Source organism: Sneathiella sp., from assembly GCF_036960985.1.
Lineage (GTDB): Bacteria > Pseudomonadota > Alphaproteobacteria > Sneathiellales > Sneathiellaceae > Sneathiella.
Genome location: NZ_JBALWD010000036.1, coordinates 17,205 through 35,963, shown reverse-complemented (window position 1 = coordinate 35,963; position 18,759 = coordinate 17,205). Strand labels below are relative to the sequence as shown.

The 18,759-nt window shown below is 48.9% G+C and carries 16 protein-coding genes and 1 pseudogene; 9 read left to right on the top strand and 8 right to left on the bottom strand.

Annotated features, from left to right (window positions below; all coding sequences use genetic code 11):
* Positions 1–551: pseudogene (locus V7723_RS16840) on the bottom strand (NADP-dependent oxidoreductase); the annotation flags it as partial.
* Positions 552–710: 159 nt separating this feature from the next.
* On the bottom strand, positions 711–2,339 hold the full coding sequence (locus V7723_RS16835; RefSeq protein ID WP_335685657.1) for a 3-(methylthio)propionyl-CoA ligase: 1,629 nt from the start codon (positions 2,337–2,339) through the stop codon (positions 711–713).
* A 269-nt stretch (positions 2,340–2,608) separates the two neighbouring features.
* Between V7723_RS16835 and V7723_RS16830 the strand changes: the two genes are divergently transcribed.
* Positions 2,609–2,986 carry a hypothetical protein gene (locus V7723_RS16830; RefSeq protein WP_335685656.1) on the top strand — a complete coding sequence of 126 codons (378 nt, stop codon included), beginning with the start codon at positions 2,609–2,611 and terminating at the stop codon, positions 2,984–2,986.
* Positions 2,983–3,882, top strand: coding sequence for a sterol desaturase family protein (locus tag V7723_RS16825; RefSeq protein ID WP_335685655.1), 900 nt, complete (start codon positions 2,983–2,985; stop codon positions 3,880–3,882). Before V7723_RS16830 ends, V7723_RS16825 begins: the two co-directional genes overlap by 4 nt.
* Here the strand turns inward: V7723_RS16825 and V7723_RS16820 are convergent.
* Positions 3,879–4,802: an alpha/beta hydrolase gene (locus V7723_RS16820; protein ID WP_335685654.1), complete on the bottom strand. Its 924-nt coding sequence runs from the start codon at positions 4,800–4,802 to the stop codon at positions 3,879–3,881. The genes V7723_RS16825 and V7723_RS16820 overlap by 4 nt on opposite strands.
* A 143-nt stretch (positions 4,803–4,945) precedes the next feature.
* Here V7723_RS16820 and V7723_RS16815 point away from each other — a divergent pair, with 143 nt between their 5' ends.
* Entirely contained in the window at positions 4,946–6,349 is a 1,404-nt protein-coding gene (locus V7723_RS16815; protein ID WP_335685653.1) for an aspartate aminotransferase family protein, read from the top strand.
* A gap of 73 nt (positions 6,350–6,422) precedes the next feature.
* On the opposite strand, the gene V7723_RS16810 is transcribed toward V7723_RS16815, so the two are convergent.
* The 5 genes from V7723_RS16810 to V7723_RS16790 all read right to left on the bottom strand — a co-directional run bounded on the left by V7723_RS16810 (position 6,423) and on the right by V7723_RS16790 (position 12,531).
* Positions 6,423–6,812, bottom strand: a complete 390-nt coding sequence (locus tag V7723_RS16810) for an MAPEG family protein (RefSeq protein ID WP_335685652.1) — start codon at positions 6,810–6,812, stop codon at positions 6,423–6,425.
* A gap of 117 nt (positions 6,813–6,929) precedes the next feature.
* Positions 6,930–7,667: an SDR family NAD(P)-dependent oxidoreductase gene (locus V7723_RS16805; protein ID WP_335685651.1), complete on the bottom strand. Its 738-nt coding sequence runs from the start codon at positions 7,665–7,667 to the stop codon at positions 6,930–6,932.
* Between the two features lie 127 nt (positions 7,668–7,794).
* Entirely contained in the window at positions 7,795–8,244 is a 450-nt protein-coding gene (locus V7723_RS16800; RefSeq protein ID WP_335685650.1) for a hypothetical protein, read from the bottom strand.
* Between the two features lie 76 nt (positions 8,245–8,320).
* Complete coding sequence (locus V7723_RS16795) at positions 8,321–11,431, bottom strand: efflux RND transporter permease subunit (RefSeq protein WP_335685649.1); 3,111 nt, start codon at positions 11,429–11,431, stop codon at positions 8,321–8,323.
* Positions 11,428–12,531 (bottom strand): efflux RND transporter periplasmic adaptor subunit, encoded by a 1,104-nt coding sequence (locus tag V7723_RS16790; protein ID WP_335685648.1) that lies wholly within the window; start codon positions 12,529–12,531, stop codon positions 11,428–11,430. Before V7723_RS16790 ends, V7723_RS16795 begins: the two co-directional genes overlap by 4 nt.
* A gap of 121 nt (positions 12,532–12,652) precedes the next feature.
* Between V7723_RS16790 and V7723_RS16785 the strand changes: the two genes are divergently transcribed.
* From V7723_RS16785 to rlmD, 6 genes are all read left to right on the top strand, one after another.
* Entirely contained in the window at positions 12,653–13,579 is a 927-nt protein-coding gene (locus tag V7723_RS16785; RefSeq protein ID WP_335685647.1) for a histone deacetylase family protein, read from the top strand.
* 31 nt (positions 13,580–13,610) lie between these two features.
* Entirely contained in the window at positions 13,611–13,862 is a 252-nt protein-coding gene (locus V7723_RS16780) for an exodeoxyribonuclease VII small subunit (RefSeq protein WP_335685646.1), read from the top strand.
* A 62-nt stretch (positions 13,863–13,924) separates the two neighbouring features.
* Positions 13,925–14,815, top strand: a complete 891-nt coding sequence (locus V7723_RS16775; protein ID WP_335685645.1) for a polyprenyl synthetase family protein — start codon at positions 13,925–13,927, stop codon at positions 14,813–14,815.
* Positions 14,816–14,830: 15 nt separating this feature from the next.
* Positions 14,831–16,756 (top strand): 1-deoxy-D-xylulose-5-phosphate synthase, encoded by a 1,926-nt coding sequence (dxs, locus tag V7723_RS16770; RefSeq protein ID WP_335685644.1) that lies wholly within the window; start codon positions 14,831–14,833, stop codon positions 16,754–16,756.
* Positions 16,756–17,511, top strand: a complete 756-nt coding sequence (locus tag V7723_RS16765; protein WP_335685643.1) for a TlyA family RNA methyltransferase — start codon at positions 16,756–16,758, stop codon at positions 17,509–17,511. Before dxs ends, V7723_RS16765 begins: the two co-directional genes overlap by 1 nt.
* Positions 17,501–18,757, top strand: coding sequence for a 23S rRNA (uracil(1939)-C(5))-methyltransferase RlmD (gene rlmD / locus V7723_RS16760; protein WP_335685642.1), 1,257 nt, complete (start codon positions 17,501–17,503; stop codon positions 18,755–18,757). The genes V7723_RS16765 and rlmD overlap by 11 nt, the downstream gene beginning before the upstream one ends.
* Positions 18,758–18,759: the final 2 nt, after the last annotated feature.

Here is an 18,759-nt window from a genome sequence, read left to right as displayed (position 1 = left end):
CATTTGTCCGCACCACCAGCGATGCCAATGGCTTTTCCGCCTTTGATTTTGGCGATCTGACCAACGATGGAGCCAACAGCGCCCGCAGCGCCGGAAACCAGAACCGTTTCGCCATCTTTCATGGCACCAACATCGAGCAAACCGAAATACGCTGTCAATCCAGGCATGCCAACGCCGCCCAGATAATTTTCCAGCGATATAAGATTTGGATCGACTTTTGTTAAATCGGTTCCATTGGAGAGACCATATTGTTGAATGCCGAGCATCCCGCTGACGAAATCACCTACTGCAAAACCGGCGTTGTTGGAGGCAACAACCTCACCAACGGTACCCGCGCGCATCACTTCACCAATGCCAACAGGGGCAATATAGGATTTTCCATCATTCATCCAGCCGCGCATGGCCGGATCGAGGGAGGCATAATGTACTTTGACCAGTACGTCGCCTTCACCTGGAGTTGGAATTTCAGTGCTTGTGAATTCCCAGTCACTATCTTTGGGAAGCCCTACAGGGCGCGCTGCGAGACGGTATTGCTTATTCAGTGTCGACATTTTAAATCCTTGGTTATTTACGTTCTCGTCAGACATACGGTGTTTGAATGAAAATACAAGACCGATCGTTCCAGACAGCGATTTTTATTTTCCAGCACCGTTGTTCCTACAAAAAAGCCGGACTAACGCCCGGCTTTTCTATTACTTACGAGAGTTGGTTTATGCTGACTTCAATACATAGTCCTTGAAATCTTCGCGGAGTTTGGTTTTTAGCAATTTACCCGTTGCTGTATGCGGCAATTCATCCACAAAGACGACATCATCAGGTAATTGCCATTTGGCGAGGGTGTTTTTCAGGTGAGCAATAACATCTTCGCTCGTGACCGCATGTCCTTGCTCTTTGACCGCAATAACCAATGGCCGTTCGTCCCATTTCGGGTGCGGGATCGCAATCACAGCCGCCTCAACAATTCCCGGACAACCGATGGCTTCGTTTTCCACATCAATGGAGGAAATCCACTCTCCACCTGATTTGATCACGTCCTTGGACCGATCGGTGATTTGCATATAACCATCCGGATCTAACGTTCCGACATCGCCCGTGCTGAACCATCCGTCTGCATCAAGCGTCTCCCCGCCTTCACCTCTGAAGTAGCCACTGGTAATCCACGGCCCGCGCACTTTCAAATCTCCAAATGCTATGCCATCTCGTGGAAGTTCCTTATTGTCATCATCGGTGATTTTCAATTCAACACCATAAACAATACGCCCTTGTTTTGTCCGAATATCAATTCTGTCAGATTCTGGCAGATCCGCATGTTTCTTCAACAAATTGCCCGTGGTACCAATTGGGCTGGTTTCCGTCATGCCCCAAGCGTGAACAACGTTGACACCATAGTCCTCGACAAATGTTGAAATCATCGTTCGCGCAGCGGCCGATCCGCCAATAACAGTACGTTTCATACTGGAGAATTTAAGGTTATTCTCCTTCACATGGGCCAGCAGCATCATCCAGATGGTTGGGACACCAGCGGATACGGTCACTTTTTCTGCTTCCATTAGCTCGTATATGGAGGCGCCATCCATGGCCGCGCCCGGCATGACCATTTTCGCACCGCTCATGGCCGCCGCATAGACGAGCCCCCAAGCATTGGCATGGAACATGGGAACAACCGCCAGAATTGAATCCTGATTACAGATGCCTAGCCCGTCCTGTGCACAGACACCGAAGCTATGAAGTACCGTCGATCGGTTGGTATATAGAACGCCTTTCGGATTTCCTGTGGTCCCGGAAGTATAGCAAAGCGACGAGGCAGTTTTCTCATCAAAATCCGGCCACGTATAACTGTCATCCGAGCCCTCAATGAGGGTTTCATAACAGAGCAGATTATCAAGCGTACTCTCAGGCATATGGGCTTCGTCGGTCATGACGATAAAGCCTTTCACATTCCCCAGATGCTCCACCAGTGCTTCGATCAACGGAATAAATGTCAGGTCGACAAATATATATTTGTCTTCCGCATGATTGACAATATAGGCAATCTGTTCCGGGAACAGGCGCGGGTTAATCGTATGGCACACAGATCCCATACCCGACACACCATAATAAATTTCAATATGCCGATAACCATTCCAGGCGAGAGTCCCGATACGGTCCCCCAATTCAACACCAAGCCGTCCCAGAGCCAGCGCCAGTTTTTTGGCCCGGGCATTTACTTGTCGGTAGTTGGTACGATGGATTGGTCCTTCGACGGAGCGCGAAACAATTTCCACATCCCCGTGGTTCAAACCTGAATATTCGATAAGTGAGGAGATCAGCAGCGGCCGATCCTGAATTAAGCCCAGCATTTTATGGTCCCTGTTATTACTTGTTTACTTAATTGATTGCGCAGCATAAATCCCGTCTGCCCGCCCGTAAAGTCTCTTCGAGATTCGCGAGTATTCTGATAATCCAATAGACCTTTGCGTAGGGGAATTGGCCTGTCAGGCAGGCAAATCATGGGAGTTTTTGTCAAAAATAGATATTATGCGTAGATTTGAGACGACAATGTACGAATCAGAGGAGACTTCCGATAATCATTGACCCCGCTATTTTATTACCGGTCGCCGCCTTCGCCGTGCTTCTTGTTGTGCTGTTTATCCGAGCTGTTTCAGGACACCGACAGGCAGCGGTTACAGAAAATTCCGCTCGTGGCTTTTTAAGTTTGCACGAGCCGCATCTGCACATTGCGAGCCTACAAATTGACAGAAACGAAAAAACCGCAGTTGTTTCGTGGCAGGAGACGGATGATATTGGCTTGGTCCGATCATTTGGCGATAAACTGGTTCTGCAGACCTTTAGCCGATCTGACTTAATTCAAAAATCAGAGGCTGATGGGGATTACAATATCCAGTTTCCCAGACAAGGCTTCGCCCATCCGCCGGCGGCTGTAAAACTGCTCACCCCTTTTGATTTTCAAGCCAACAATCCATCTTCCGAAGGAGCAATGGGATGAATTTGCCTGACCCGGTCACTTTCGCCATTCCAGCCTTTATCCTGTTAATCCTCGCCGAGGCATTAACCGGACGGTTCGTGCCAAAAAAATCAAATTATGAAATGCGCGACAGTGCCGCTTCCTTAATCATGGGGCTTGGAAACTTTGCCATAGGATTGGTAAATCTGGGTTTAGTGTCTGCGGTTTCTTTATGGGTTTATGAATATCGAATTTTTGATATCGGCTACCAATGGTGGGCATTTGTCCTGGTATTTTTCGCCGAGGATTTTTGTTACTACTGGTTTCACCGCCTGAGCCATGAATACCGCTTTTGGTGGGCGGCCCATATTAATCATCACTCGTCCCAATATTACAATTTATCCACGGCGCTCCGGCAAACCTGGACGGGAAGTTTCGCTGGCACCTGGATACCGTGGTTGTTGTTGTCACTGATCGGTTTCCCGTTGGCGCTTATCATTTTTCAAAAAGGCATCAGCCTCGTATACCAGTTCTGGATCCACACCGAAGCAATTAACAAAATGTGGAAACCGGTGGAAGCGATCATGAACACGCCGTCCCATCATCGCGTGCACCATGCCATTAATCCGCGGTATCTGGATTCCAATTATGCTGGCGTTTTCATTATTTGGGATCGGCTGTTCGGCAGTTTCGTCCCTGAAGACGAGAAAGAACCGTGCCGGTACGGAATTGTCAAACAAATCGCCAGTTTCAATCCACTGGTTATCGCTTTTCACGAATGGGCGGGAATTATTTCTGACATTCGGCAGGCGAAAAGCCTCAAAGCCGCCTTTATGCATTGTTTTGGTCCGCCAGGCTGGAGTGACGATGGTTCGCGCCTGACGTCGCGGATGATCAAACAACGCGAAACGGAACGATTAAAAAAAACTGCGGGCTAGTCGACGACGGAATTGGCCCAGGCGACAAAACCGGCCATCACCTCATCTCGATTGATTTCGTTTAATGTTTCATGCCGGGCACCTTCATAGAATTTATGACGGACATTCGTGAATCCGTGTTTGTCATACGCCGCCAACAATCGTTTGACGCCCTTTGTATTCTCCCCGACAGGATCATGGGTTCCGCTGAACAGATAAAGAGGCAAATCTTTCAGTATCTTCGATAAGGCGGTTTCGCCTGCGATACGCGTCAAGGCGTCCAGCATACCAATCCAGGTCGCGACAGAACATTCGAACCCGCAAAGCGGATCAGCAACATACTTGTCGACTTCCGTTTCATCCCGGGACAACCAGTCGAATTCTGTCCGGTTAGGTTTGAACGCTTTATTAAATGCCTTAAAAGTCATTCCGGCCATCACCGGACTATGGCCATCGGCTCCGACCCTCAATTTTTCCAATCTGGTGACGGCTTGCCCGATTTTCCCCAGCGCTCCCGGGGGTCCATTGGTCGCCGACAAGGCCGCCGCGGCAATGCTTTCCCCGTACTCAGATATATATTGCTGCGTCATAAAGGAGCCCATGGAATGGCCGAGAAGAACGACCGGCAAGCCCAGATGCCGGGACGAAATTTCCTGATTGAGAAGGTAAAGGTCAGTAACAGCTTTGTTCCAGCCATCTCCGTCCGCCATGTGACCCGGTGTTTGCCCCGCCGATATGCTCTGGCCGTGACCGCGATGGTCATTGGCATAAACGGCAAAACCCACTTTCGTCAGAAGTTGCGCAAATCGGTCATACCGGGCACTATGTTCAGCCATGCCATGAGCAATCTGAATGACGGCTTTGGGAGGCATTGCAGGAAGCCAGAAATTCGTATGGATATTGAGGCCATCCGCACCCGTAAACACAAAATTTTCGATCACTGAAATCTCCCTTCGTTGCGTATATTTAGCCATGAACCTAGCTGGCATACAACCAAGATTTGAAAACGGCCTTTGACAGAAGGTAATTATTGGCTTTACAAATATGGCTGCAGTTCAATCAACCATTAGTCGAGGAAAACGCGATGTCCAGCCCGAGCTTCTTTGAAGGAAACTCTCTCGCCGCGCGCGATGCGAAAAGCCTGATCCATTCCTATACCAATCTTTCCCAGCACGAGAAAGAAGGACCATTGATCATTGAGAAAGGCAAGGGCATCCATGTGTATGACGATAGCGGTAAAGAATATATCGAAGGCCTTGCCGGACTTTGGTGCACCTCTTTTGGTTTTGGTGAACAGGAGCTGATCAATGCGGCGATCGAGCAAATGCAAAAACTTCCCTATTATCACTCCTTCGCCAGTAAATCTACGGAACCCAGTATCCGCCTGGCCGAGAAACTTCTCGAGATAGCGCCCGTAAAATTTTCAAAGGCGTTTTTCGTGAATTCCGGTTCAGAGGCTAATGACACGGTCGTCAAACTCGTCTGGTATTACAATAATGCCCTTGGTCGGCCGAAGAAGAAGAAAATCATTGCCCGTATGAAAGGCTATCACGGGGTGACCGTTGCCGCCGCTAGCATGACCGGGTTACCGCCGCTACATAACGATTTCGATCTTCCTATCCAGGGAATTCTTCATACCAGCTGTCCGCATTTTTACCGTTATGGCAAAGATGGCGAAAACGAAGAAGAATTTGCCAGCCGTATGGCCGACGATCTGGAGCAGTTGATCTTGTCGGAAGGACCCGACACAGTTGCCGCTTTCATCGCGGAACCGATTATGGGCGCCGGCGGCGTTATTGTTCCGCCCGTGACTTATTTTGCGAAGATACAAGCCGTGCTTAAAAAGTATGACATTCTGATGATTGCGGATGAGGTGATCTGCGGATTCGGGCGCACAGGTCCGATGTGGGGATCGCAAACTTTCGATATTCAGCCTGATATTCTCTCCTGCGCCAAGGCACTTTCCAGCGCATATCTTCCAATTGCCGCCGTCATGGTTTCAGAAGACATATTCCGCGGGATGGTCTCACAAAGCGAAAAGCATGGCGCTTTCGCACATGGCTACACCTATTCCGGACATCCCGTGCCGGCAGCCGTCGCCATGCGGACAATGGAATTGATGGAGGAGCGCAATATTCTGGAACATGTTCAGCATGTCTCACATCGCTTCCTTGATCGATTTGCAGCACTGGCTGATCATCCCCTCGTCGGTGAAGTTCGGTCTTGCGGCCTTATCGGTGCCGTCGAATTGGTTGCCGATAAAAAAACCAAACGATCTTTTGATCCAAAGTTCAAGGCTGGCCACTTAGCCTATCTTGCCATGCAGGAAGAAGGCGTCATCAGCCGCGCCGTCGCGGGAGATAACATGGCACTCTGCCCGCCGCTGATCATAACGGAAAGCGAAATCGACGAGATGTTTGATCGCTTCACTCGCGGCTTGGATACAGTAGCTTCCATGGCGTCCAAGGAAAACTGGCGCGACGGTTAGTGCGCCCGGCTTATGCCACCGATTTGCATGGAGAGGACTATTTCACATAGCCTCTCCAGCAATTTCATATTCGTTAAGCCAATATTTGCCAAAGTAGATAGAGACAGGCTACCCAGCCCACCGTATAGGCGACCGTTCTTAAATACGGAATTCCCATTGTATAAATAATAGCATGGGCGACACGGGCGAAAAAGAATGTCGCGGCCGCCGTCGATGTGGCGGCATCAGCCTTGCCGGTAACTGACAGAATTAGTACCAAGACCGCAAACGGCGCCAGTGACTCAACCAAATTCATATGAACGCGGTGACTGCGCTGCGCCCATCCCGGAAAATCTGCATGGTTGGGAACATCAGTTGTCCCGGATTTAAGCCCCACTACACCGGCGCCCGCCGCTGTGTAAGGAATCCATAGAATAAGTCCCAGCGCTGCACTCATCGCCAGCCAGAATAATTCGCCTGTCATAAGCCCCTCCTCTTCCATCGAAAACATATAGTTAATCTAGATGATCCTACGAGGCTGAACTATATCGCATTTCTTTCATATGACAAATGACCCGCAGCAGAACTCCAATTGGTTTGCTCAAACGTGCTGACCGCCATTAATATGAACTTCGGCACCAGTTACGTAGGAGGACGGTGCGTCACAAAGGAAATAGATTGTCGACGCGACTTCTTCTGGTCGTCCTAATCGGCGAAGCGGAATATCCTTGATCATGTCTTCTGTGCCAGGTGACAAGATGGAGGTATCTATTTCTCCCGGCGCGATCGCGTTTACTCGGACCCCATGAGGTCCAAAATCAAAAGCCATTTCGCGTGTCATCGCCGCCAGCGCCGCCTTTGACGTACCGTAAGCGGCTCCGGCAAACGGATGGACATGCCCGCCGGCAATTGACGTCACGTTGACGATAGCTCCCTTGGCGGCAACAAGTTCCTGAAACAAACCCTGCGCCAACAATAAAGGCGCGAAAACATTGACATTATATACATGCTGCCAATCCTTATAAGCGGAATTCAAGGTACTAAAGCGTTCACCGTCCGGGCCCTTCGGGGAAATACCCGCATTATTGACCAAAGCGTGTAAGGGCGATCCATTCAGTTTTTCCCGAATATCATCGAGTGCTTTCGGAAGCCCGTCTATGTCTGCCAGATCAATTTTCAAATGATCTTTTTCGCCACCTTCCCAGGGGCAATACTCGGAAAAGGCCTGACGTGATACTGTTAGAACACGCCATCCGGCCGCACTGAAGCGTTTGACAGTCGCATGGCCGATGCCCCGACTGGCGCCGGTTAGCAACAGAACTTTTTGTGTCTCAGACATTAAACCCGATCCTCATTTAGATAGCGCGCCAACTGTTACTGGCATCCCCGAACATATAAACAGCATTTAGAGGCAAGTCCAAGCCCGTTACAAGCCTCATCAAATTCGTACAGTTCCATATACTGTCTTATTTCCTAATCATGATCATGCGATTGACCACCGCATGCTCACCTGGTTCATAGGCTATCACTTCCATCGTCCGGCTATTGACCAATCGCGCGCGATGGACAGTTTCATCATCTTTATCCACCCAGACAACCGATTTTCCATCCCAATCAATTACGCCGAGAACAGGTTCTGATAGCGTATGATCAATGCCATCTGATCCTTCAAATTTTGGGCCACTTTTTTCATTCTGGTAGACCATATGGCCCCGAAATACACCGCCCAGCTGTTCCTCTACTTTTAAAATACCGACTTGCTCGCCAAAATGTTTCAACGTGCCCGACCAGTGGGCGACCTCTCCCGTCACAGAAATCCACGTTCCCATTAGATCTGGCGTCGTAGATTGAGCTCGCCCCGTATTAGGCAGGAAAAGCACAAGAATTAGAGCCAATATACAAAATTTAGATTTCATCACGTTCCCTATTATATCTTCCGTTCCCTCTGGAGTATCCCAGTTACATAAGGGTTATGGCGTAGGCGAAAACAAGCTATCTTTTCGCATCAACATGTGTGGTTTCCAGTTCGCTCAAACGGGACGATAAATATCCGGATGGTCGACTAAATCGGGCTAATAATAAATAGAATATCGGAACGACAAACAACGAAAGAATTGTCGAGAACATCACGCCGCCAATAATGACGATACCAATGGCCTCGCGGCTTTCCGCACCTGCACCGGTCGCCATTGCAAGTGGAACGGCGCCAAGAGCCGTCGAAATGGTCGTCATCAATATCGGCCGAAGACGAATGACCGACGCCTCTTGTATCGCGGTCAAAATATCTGCCCCCTCATCGCGCAATTGATTGGCAAATTCCACGATAAGAATAGCATTTTTCGCGGTTAAGCCGATGAGCATTATAATGCCAATTTGGCTGTAGATGTTGAGCGACAAACCCGTCACCAAAATCGCACCAAGGGCGCCTGTAATGGCCAGCGGGACCGTCGTCATAATGATTAGCGGGTGGATAAAGCTTTCAAACTGAGCGGCAAGTGCAAGGAAAACCACCAGTAAGGCTGTTACAAATGTAAAGGTAAGCGCCGTGTTTGAATCCTTATAGGAACGGCTTAGGCCACCATAGGATATCCGAGCCTCTCCGCCAGTTTCTTCAAGCGCCAGCTCCTCAAGATACTCGAGCGCCTGTCCCAACGTATAATCCGGCCCAAGCGATGCTGTAACCCGAACCGCTCTCAATCGATCGGACCGTTTTAATTCACCTGGTCCTGCTTTTTCTTCCAATGTAACAAGATTTGACAGTGGGATCAGCCTGTCAGAGCTATCAGAGCGGACGTAAACATTATCCAGATCATCCTTGCTTCTTCGATCTTCTTCGCGCGCCTGAACTATCACTTCATACTGCTTGCCACCTTGATCGTATGTGGTCACGTTGCGCGCACCCATCAATGTCTCGAGCGTTCGGCCAATATTCTCAAGGGAGACACCCAAGTTGGCAGCTCGATTACGATCTATATCCAGATGGATTTGGGGCTGTGTTTCCTGATAGTCTTTATCAAGATTGAGAAGGTTCGGGTTTTCAGAGGCGCGCTCAATGATCCGATCTGCCCATTCATTAATAACGTCATAGGAAGGGCCACCCAGAATAATCTGGACCGGTGCTCGGAATCCCCGTTGCCCGAGGCTCGCGGGATTAATGGCAAAGGCTCGCACTCCAGGGACAGCGAGTAGCGCCGGGAAAAAGCTTTTGACGATCTCCTGTTGTGACCTATCACGTTCTTCCCAAGGAACAAGTCGTGTCAGCATGAAAGCTGTATTAACGGGGCCGGGCTGACTGAACGTGCCGATAAAAGCAAAGACGCGCTCCGCCTCACCGCTTTCCACCAACGGATTAAAAATTTCTTCAATCTTCAGAACATTGCGCTTGGTATATTCCATACTGGCCCCTTCCGGAGCGGAGACGGGCATATAAAATACGCCGCGATCTTCTGTCGGCGCGAATTCCTTGGGTATCAATTCATAGAAATTGTAAGCGAGTGCAGACAAAGCAACAGCAATGCTCGCAATAATATAGGGAATTTTTAAAACCCTCGACAACAGCCAACCATAGCCAACAGACATTCCGACAAATAGTTTCTCTGTGGATTTGTAAAACCACCCTTCTTTCTTGGTCTCCACCAACAACTTGGAGCAGAGCATAGGCGTCAACGTCAGCGCGACAAAGCTGGAGAACATAACAGCGGCAGCAACAGCGACACCAAATTCCCTAAATAGACGTCCTGTGGTGCCATCCAGAAAAGATATGGGGATAAATACAGCGATCAAAACAATAGTCGTTGCAATAACCGCAAAAGCAACCTGTTTTGAGCCGCGGCTCGCCGCCAGAAGTGCCGGCTCCCCTGCCTCCATACGGCGATGGATATTTTCTAGAACGACGATAGCATCGTCGACGACCAATCCGATCGCCAACACCAGGGCCAACAGGGTCAGCACATTCACCGAATAATCCAATAGTGCCAAAACTGACAGGGTGGCGATTATTGACACTGGAATGGCCACTGCCGGTATGAAAGTCGCACGGACCGATCGGAGAAAGAAGAATATGACGAAGATTACCAGCACCATGGCTATGCCAAGTGCGATAAAGACTTCCTTGATGGACTGGCTGATAAATACAGATTGATCATAGGATACCTGAATATCCACACCGGGTGGCAATGTTTGCTCTAACCGGTTTACGATCACCTTGACGCCATTGGCCACTTCAAGAACATTGGAGCCGGACTGCCGTATCACGCCGAGACCAACAGCGGCATCTCCATTCACACGTAATGCTGTTCGTTCGCTTTCTGCGTCAATGGCGACTTCCGCCACATCGCCGAGGCGAACAATACCGTTCTCATCATTCTTCAAGATAATTCGTCGAAATTCTTCTGGCGTTTTTAAATCTGACTGAGTCCGGATCGAAAATTCGCGCATGCTTGATTCAATGCGGCCAGAGGGAATTTGCACATTTTGCTCACGGATCGCGTTTTCCACATCCTGAACGGTCAACTGGCGTGAGGTTAAGGCCGGCGAATTCAACCATATGCGCATGGCAAACCGCCGTGCGCCGCCAATACGGACGGATGCGACACCGTCCACTGTCGACAGTGGATCCACAAGGCTACGCTCTGCGAAGTCCGTGAGTTCAAGCTGATCCATGGTCGTGCTCGTCAGAGACAGCCACATGATCGGTCGCGCATCGCTCTCTGTTTTCGAAATCAAGGGAGAGTCTGCTTCTTCTGGCAACGTATTGACAATTCGCGAAATTCGCGATCGAACATCGTTTGTTGCTTCTTCAATATCCCTGCCAAGATTAAATTCGACATTCACAGAGGAAAATTCTTCGCGACTGGTCGAATCAATTCGGCTGACTCCACTGATACCGGCGACAGCATCTTCGACAATCTGTGTAATCTGGCTTTCGACGATCTCCGCCGAGGCGCCGCGGTAGCCCGTACTTATCGACACATTTGGCCGATCCACATCAGGATATTCGCGAACACTCAATGATTCATAGGAAAACAGACCAAACAAGATCAGCACCAACGAAAAGACGATGGCCAGAACCGGCCGTTTGATGGCAAGATCGGGTAATCTCATTGCGTCGACACCGTTTCCGATTTTGAGGCAGCAAGTGTCGGTAAAACGGGCGATCCGTCTTTTACTTTCTGCAAACCTTCAATAATGATTCGATCATTTTCATCTAAACCATTAACAATTTCTACAAAGCCTCTGATTCTACGCCCAATTTCTATCGGTGTTCGAACAGCTTTATTGTCGATTATGGCATAAACATGATGGCCATTTATAGTGGTGACAACTGCTTCTTCGGAGGCCATTAGAGCATCGGTATCAATACTGACTTGCAAGCGTATGGATAAAAACATGCCGGGCTTCAACAAACCTTCTTCGTTGGGAACAAAACCACGCACACGAACAGCACGTGTTACTTCATCGACCCGGGTTGCAATGATTCCAACGACACCTTCAAAAACTCTGTCAGGGTAAGCAACGCTGATCGCCTCAAATTCCTGGTCAGGCCGAATTTCCGCGAGAATACGTTCCGGCAAATCAAAATCTATTTTAATGAGCTCCATATCGTCTAGCGTTGTGATGACATCACCGGGCTTGACGAGAGATCCCACACTTACTTCCCTGAATCCAAGAACGCCGGGAAAAGGCGCTTTGATGACATAGTCGTTGATCCGCGCCTTGTCCGCTGCGATTTTGGCTTCTGATGCCAGCAATTCAGAAAGCAACAGATCAACCTGTGCCTTTGGTACATTTCTAGTCTCGTAAAGTTTTAGTGCCCGATCATAAAGTTTTTGACGATTATCCCGCTCGGCTTCTGATTCGGTAAGGTTCGCCCGAAATTCCGCGTCATCCAACTGCACCAACGTCGTTCCGCGCGTAATCTCCTGACCTTCAGAAAAATTCAATGTTTTGATAATACCGGATACCTTGGAGGTAATATCCACAGCTTCATTAGCCTTCGCAGTCCCGACAGCTGTAATGATGCGAGGGAGCTCCTTACGAAACACTTCAGACACAATCACGCCTTGCGGCGGCCGTTCACGTGACTTAGACGCTGCCGCAACTTGCTCTCCGCCAATAAAGGGGAGATCCGATTTAAAATGCCAGCCGGCATAACCAAGGGCGACAACGACCAGTATGATGGCGAATTGTTGTGTTTTTTTCATCTTGATCCAAGTTTAACTCTTACTGCTATTATGCAGAAATGTGTTCGTATTGCTTGAAAAGCAACCAAAAAATCTGCAAATACTGTAACGCAGCCTAACAACATTTCCTATAAGAGACGGCATGACAACATATCTTTTTACCCATCGCGACTGTCTTTTTCACGATACTGGTGACGGACATCCTGAAAGAGCAGATCGATTACGGTCCGTTCTCCACCGTCTAGATTTAGAAGATTTTCCCGACCTTGATCGCCAAGATGCACCACTCGCCAGCCGCGAAATGCTGGCTCTCGCCCATACCACCGAATATCTGGATCATATCGACAAAATGGCGCCAGCGGCCGGAATCATTGCGCTAGACCCTGATACGAAGATGTCTCCTGGCTCGAAGAATGCGGCACTTAGAGCCGCTGGGGCGGTTTGCGCAGCGATCGATGTTGTCATGACGCAGGAAAATGCGAATGCTTTTTGCGCTGCCCGACCGCCAGGGCACCATGCCGAAGCAGACAAGGCCATGGGATTCTGTTTGTATAATAGCATCGCGATCGGCGCAAAATACGCCCGTAAGAAATATGAGTTAAAGCGTGTCGCCGTCATAGATTTTGACGTACATCATGGAAATGGCACCCAGTCTATATTTGAGACTGATCCAGATTTGTTCTATGGTTCAACGCACCAAGCTCCTTTTTATCCGGGCACTGGCAATACGTCAGAAACTGGCGTTGGCAATATCTTCAATGTTCCACTTGCCGCCGGCGACGGGTGGTTAAAGTTTAAAGCTGCCATGCAGGATATCATTCTTCCAGCACTCGAAGAATTCGACCCGGACCTTTTGTTGATATCAGCTGGATTTGACGCCCATGAGAAAGACCCTCTTGCCGACATTAATTTGACCGCAGAAGATTATGAATGGATTTCCGTAGAATTGATCAGAATTGCCAATAAATACTGCTCCGGGCGGATCGTATCTACTCTAGAAGGCGGTTACGATCTCGACGGGCTTTCAGAAGGTGTAAATGCCCATGTGAAAGCGTTGCTCCGCCGGTGAGAGCAGGGTATAAGATGACAAAGGAGAAACCATGGCCGACTATCAAAAAATACCGGAAGAAATTGCCGCTCTTAGCTTCGAAGAAGCTTTGCAAGAACTAGAAAAAATTGTAGAAAAACTGGATTCAGGGCAAGTGGACCTTGACCAGTCAATTGATATCTATACGCGCGGCTCGGCCTTAAAACAACATTGTGAAGGAAAGCTCCGCAACGCTCAGGAACGGGTGGATAAGATCGTCAATCAGAACGGTTCGCTTTCCACCCAACCGGCGAATGTCGAGTAAACGGATAGTCACTTTTTATCGACTGGAGTATGTTCAGTCAAACCTGATATTTGAGTAATTGTATGGAAGATGATTTTCATAAAGCGCTTCGTCAGACCGCTGAACTAATGGAAACCGAACTGGCGCATTTTTTGCCGACCAATGAGGGACTCGAAAAGCAGCTCTACAAAGCGATGCGATATGGCGTCCTTTCTGGCGGCAAACGGCTTCGCGCATTTCTGGTCATTCAAAGTGCGGACCTGTTTTCAGTTCCGCGAATTCATTCGACCCGTGTTGCTGCCGCTTTGGAATTAATCCATAGCTACTCCCTCATCCATGATGATTTACCTTGTATGGACGATGATGACCTTCGGCGTGGCGTTCCAACTGTCCATAAACGCTATGATGAAGCGACAGCGGTATTAGCAGGCGATGCCCTACAGTCTCTCGCGTTCGATATACTAAGCCATGCGGATACACATCCTTCACCGGAAGTTCGAATATCCCTGGTATCCAAGTTATCGAGTGCAATCGGTGTAAAAGGTATGGTTGGCGGGCAAACCATGGATATGTATGCAGATGCTGTTGATATCGACATCATCACGATCACCAGATTGCAACAGCTTAAAACCGGTGCATTGATTTCGTTTGCCTGTGCGGCTGGTGCAATATTGGGCCACGCGCCACCGGCCAAAACACTAGCCCTTAAAGCTTACGCTCATGATCTAGGTTTAGCATTCCAGATTGCGGACGATATTCTAGATATTGAAGGGACAACAGAGCAGCTGGGTAAAGCTGCTGGTAAAGATGAAGCGGCTGGAAAAGCCACATTTGTGTCGCTCATGGGACTTGAAGAAGCCAAAATTCACGCGTCTATGTTAGCAGACCAAGCTGTAAAGCATCTTGACATATTCGGCCCAAAGGCAGATTTACTGCGTCAGGCTGCAGCGTTCGCTATTGGGCGCAAAAAATAAGAGTGGTTTAGTAACGTGACAAAAAGACTGCATACACCCCTGTTGGATCTGGTGAGCGAGCCGAAAGATACCCGGGAATTTTCAATGGGCCAACTGAGCCAACTGGCAGATGAACTCCGGCAGGAAACCATTGATGCTGTTTCCGTAACAGGTGGTCATTTGGGTGCGGGCCTAGGTGTCGTTGAATTAACCGTTGCTATTCATCATGTTTTTAACACGCCCGAAGATAGATTAATATGGGACGTTGGGCATCAGTGCTATCCTCATAAAATCCTTACCGGACGGCGGGATCGTATCCGGACTTTGCGGCAACCAAACGGCCTGTCAGGCTTCACCAAAAGAGCCGAAAGTGCCTATGATCCTTTTGGTGCGGCACACTCATCAACGTCAATTTCCGCGGGCTTGGGAATGGCTGTCGGCCGGGACCTCCAAGGACGTAAAAATAACGTCATTTCCGTCATAGGAGATGGCGCCATGAGCGCAGGAATGGCCTACGAAGCCATGAATAATGCAGGTGCCATGGATGCCAGACAAATTGTTATCCTCAATGACAATGATATGTCCATTGCCCCTCCCGTCGGCGCTATGAGTGCCTATCTATCCAGACTTTTATCTGGAAAGCCTTATCGCGGTATCCGAGAAATTGCCAAGCAGTTCGCCGCAATGCTGCCGGATCCTTTAGAACGGACAGCGCGACGCGCAGAGGAATTTGCCCGCGGTATGATTACCGGAGGAACCTTGTTTGAAGAACTGGGATTCTATTACGTTGGCCCAATTGATGGCCACAATCTAGAGCATCTTATACCGGTTTTGATAAATGCACGGGATTCCAAGAATGGACCCATTCTTATCCATTGCGTTACCCAAAAAGGCAAAGGCTACGCGCCTGCCGAAGCCGCGGCTGACAAGTATCACGGTGTTTCAAAATTCGACGTCGTTACGGGCGCACAGGCGAAAGCTATTCCCAACGCCCCATCCTATACAAAGGTTTTCGCGCAAAGCTTGATGGAAGAGGCCGAAAAAGATGACAAAATTGTTGCTGTAACCGCCGCAATGCCAGACGGAACGGGATTGGATCAATTTCAGAAACGTTTCGCAGATCGTTGTTTCGATGTAGGTATTGCTGAGCAACATGCCGTCACTTTCGCAGCTGGGATGGCAACAGAAGGCATGAAACCCTTTGTTGCTATTTATTCCACCTTTTTGCAGCGAGCTTATGACCAGGTTGTGCATGATGTGGCAATCCAGAACCTTCCTGTTCGCTTCGCCCTTGATCGCGCAGGATTGGTCGGTGCCGACGGCGCGACCCATGCAGGATCCTTTGATATTACATATTTGGCAACATTACCTAACATGATGGTAATGGCACCAGCTGATGAAGCTGAGCTCAAACATATGGTGGCAACCGCCGCTGCCTATGATGATGGCCCCTGCGCATTTCGCTATCCTCGTGGTGAAGGCGTTGGTGTTGATTTACCGGAGACGGGCGACATTCTTGAAATTGGCAAGGGTCGTATCCTGAAACAGGGTGATCGCGTTGCGATATTATCGCTGGGCACACACTTGAAAGAGGCTATGCTGGCCGCCGAAGAACTGGAGGCTAAAGGTATTTCGACGACAGTTGCTGATGCACGCTTCTGCAAACCTCTTGATGAGGAATTAATTCGTAATCTTGCCTCATCTCATGATGTCTTGTTGACGGTTGAGGATGGCGCCATTGGAGGTTTCGGGAGCCATGTACTGCAATTTCTTGCCATGAATGGCTTGATGGATAGCGATTTGAAGGTTCGCCCGCTCTGTATGGCAGACCATTTCATCGATCAAAATAAAATCGAAGCAATGTATGAAGAAGCGGGATTAACCTCACAGCATATGGTGTCGACAGTTCTAGAAGCTCTTAAGTCTGGCGACCAGACGCGCACTAATCTTTCCGCGGTTTAATGATAGATTTCAACGCGCCCACACAACGCTTGGACCTGGAGATGGTTCGTCGAGGTATGGTAAAAAGCCGTGCACGCGCCCAAGATCTCATTAAAAACGGCCACGTCCTTATCGATGGCACCACGATGCGAAAACCGACGAAAAAAGTTGGCCTGGATATTCCAATCACAATTGATGCGCCAGATATTGAATGGGTCGGTCGCGGAGCGTTGAAACTTCTGGCCGCCCTTGACCATTTCAATATTGATCCAAAAGGAATGACTGCAGCCGATATTGGCGCTTCAACGGGCGGGTTTTGCCAAGTACTCTTAAAACATGAAGCCAAAAGAGTTTATGCGGTTGATGTTGGCCATGGCCAACTCGATCCGCTGATCGCAGAGGACGAGCACATTATTAATCTGGAAAAAACGAATGCCCGGGCCCTTACATCTGTTTTGATACCTGAGCCCCTAGATATTGTCGTCTCTGATGTCAGTTTTATATCACTGAAGTTGGCACTGCCTGCCGCGCTTAACCTGTGTCGTGATGGCGCCATATTGCTCGCGCTCGTTAAACCGCAATTTGAAGTTGGAAAAGGAAATGTCGGTAAAGGTGGTATCGTTAGAGACCCCGATTTGGTTCGTTCCGTTCCTATCGAAATGACAAACTGGATAAATTCTCTAACTGGCTGGCGTTCTTTGGGAATAATAGAAAGCCCCATAGAAGGAAGTGATGGCAATACGGAATTTTTGCTGGGAGCGAATTATGCCGCTTAATCTCACGATTGACCATATTGGCGGAAGTGGTGACGGTGTCGCCATTGAAGACGGTCAAACCTTTTATGTTCCCTTTGCAGCACCCGATGATCAGCTTACCGTGATTGAAGGCGAAGCGCGTGGTCAAGGTCATATGGCGGAGATTCAAGAAATTCTTGCCCCCAGCCCTCTCCGTGTACAACCGGAATGCAAGCATTTTGGCACGTGCGGTGGCTGTTCTTTGCAGCATCTAGACGCAAATTTTACGGCCAATTGGAAACGTCAGAGAATTGTCGATTGCTTGTCTATGTGCGGTATTACTAACGCTAAAATACATCCGACAATCAGCAGCCCCGCACATAGCCGGCGACGTGTTGAATTCGTCGCATCAAAACGTAAAAAGGGAGTTATGATCGGCTACCACGTTCGGCGTAGTCATCAGGTCTTTGACGTCGGCGATTGCCCACTTGTTCATCCATCGCTTTTCGCATTGATCAAACCATTCCGATCTGCTCTTCCTGTTTTAATGCAGCGCAACAGTAGTGCACGGATCACAGCAACAGCGACAGACAATGGACCCGATATTCTGGTAACTGCTGAAATCGAATTAACGTTGGAAGCGCGGCAGCTACTTGCTGATTTTGCAACCCAAAACTCTCTCTCCCGTATCGCCTGGCGACAAAAGGAAAAGGACATTCCTGAAGTCGTTTCCGCAATAAAGCCCGCAAACGTTCAAATGGGCGATATCCCCGTCACGCTCGCTCCCGGTGGGTTTTTACAGGCAACAACTGCAGGCGAAGAGGCTTTGGTTGCAATCGCAAAGGAAGCTTTGAAAAATTGTAGTAATGTTGTCGATCTGTTTGCGGGTTGCGGTAGTTTCGCCTTTCCTCTATCGCGATTATCAAAGGTACATGCGGTCGACGGCGATGAAGAGTTGATTTCTGCGTTGCAGAGATCCGCAAATAAAAATATTCTTCCAATCAGTACGGAAGTTCGTGATTTATTTCGTCGCCCTCTTTTCACTAATGAACTCAAGAACTACGATGGTTTATTGTTTGATCCGCCGCGTGCCGGTGCAAAAGCGCAGGTTGAAGAGATTGCCGAAAGTTCAGTAGGTACAGTTGTGGCACTATCTTGTAATCCCGTGACGTTTGCCAGAGATATCTCTCACTTAATTTCTGCAGGTTATGAATTAGAGTTCGTTCAACCAGTTGATCAATTTCTTTGGTCGCCACATGTTGAAATGATTGCTGTTCTTCGCAAATAGGA

Excerpts from the sequence above, each read along its gene's own strand:
- V7723_RS16765 (WP_335685643.1), top strand. The coding sequence starts at position 16,756 with ATGATAGATTTCAACGCGCCCACACAACGCTTGGACCTGGAGATGGTT.
- V7723_RS16790 (WP_335685648.1), bottom strand. The coding sequence starts at position 12,531 with ATGAAAAAAACACAACAATTCGCCATCATACTGGTCGTTGTCGCCCTT.
- V7723_RS16815 (WP_335685653.1), top strand. The coding sequence starts at position 4,946 with ATGTCCAGCCCGAGCTTCTTTGAAGGAAACTCTCTCGCCGCGCGCGAT.
- V7723_RS16835 (WP_335685657.1), bottom strand. The coding sequence starts at position 2,339 with ATGCTGGGCTTAATTCAGGATCGGCCGCTGCTGATCTCCTCACTTATC.
- V7723_RS16825 (WP_335685655.1), top strand. The coding sequence starts at position 2,983 with ATGAATTTGCCTGACCCGGTCACTTTCGCCATTCCAGCCTTTATCCTG.
- V7723_RS16780 (WP_335685646.1), top strand. The coding sequence starts at position 13,611 with ATGGCCGACTATCAAAAAATACCGGAAGAAATTGCCGCTCTTAGCTTC.
- V7723_RS16775 (WP_335685645.1), top strand. The coding sequence starts at position 13,925 with ATGGAAGATGATTTTCATAAAGCGCTTCGTCAGACCGCTGAACTAATG.
- V7723_RS16785 (WP_335685647.1), top strand. The coding sequence starts at position 12,653 with ATGACAACATATCTTTTTACCCATCGCGACTGTCTTTTTCACGATACT.
- V7723_RS16795 (WP_335685649.1), bottom strand. The coding sequence starts at position 11,431 with ATGAGATTACCCGATCTTGCCATCAAACGGCCGGTTCTGGCCATCGTC.
- V7723_RS16805 (WP_335685651.1), bottom strand. The coding sequence starts at position 7,667 with ATGTCTGAGACACAAAAAGTTCTGTTGCTAACCGGCGCCAGTCGGGGC.
- rlmD (WP_335685642.1), top strand. The coding sequence starts at position 17,501 with ATGCCGCTTAATCTCACGATTGACCATATTGGCGGAAGTGGTGACGGT.
- V7723_RS16810 (WP_335685652.1), bottom strand. The coding sequence starts at position 6,812 with ATGACAGGCGAATTATTCTGGCTGGCGATGAGTGCAGCGCTGGGACTT.
- V7723_RS16800 (WP_335685650.1), bottom strand. The coding sequence starts at position 8,244 with ATGAAATCTAAATTTTGTATATTGGCTCTAATTCTTGTGCTTTTCCTG.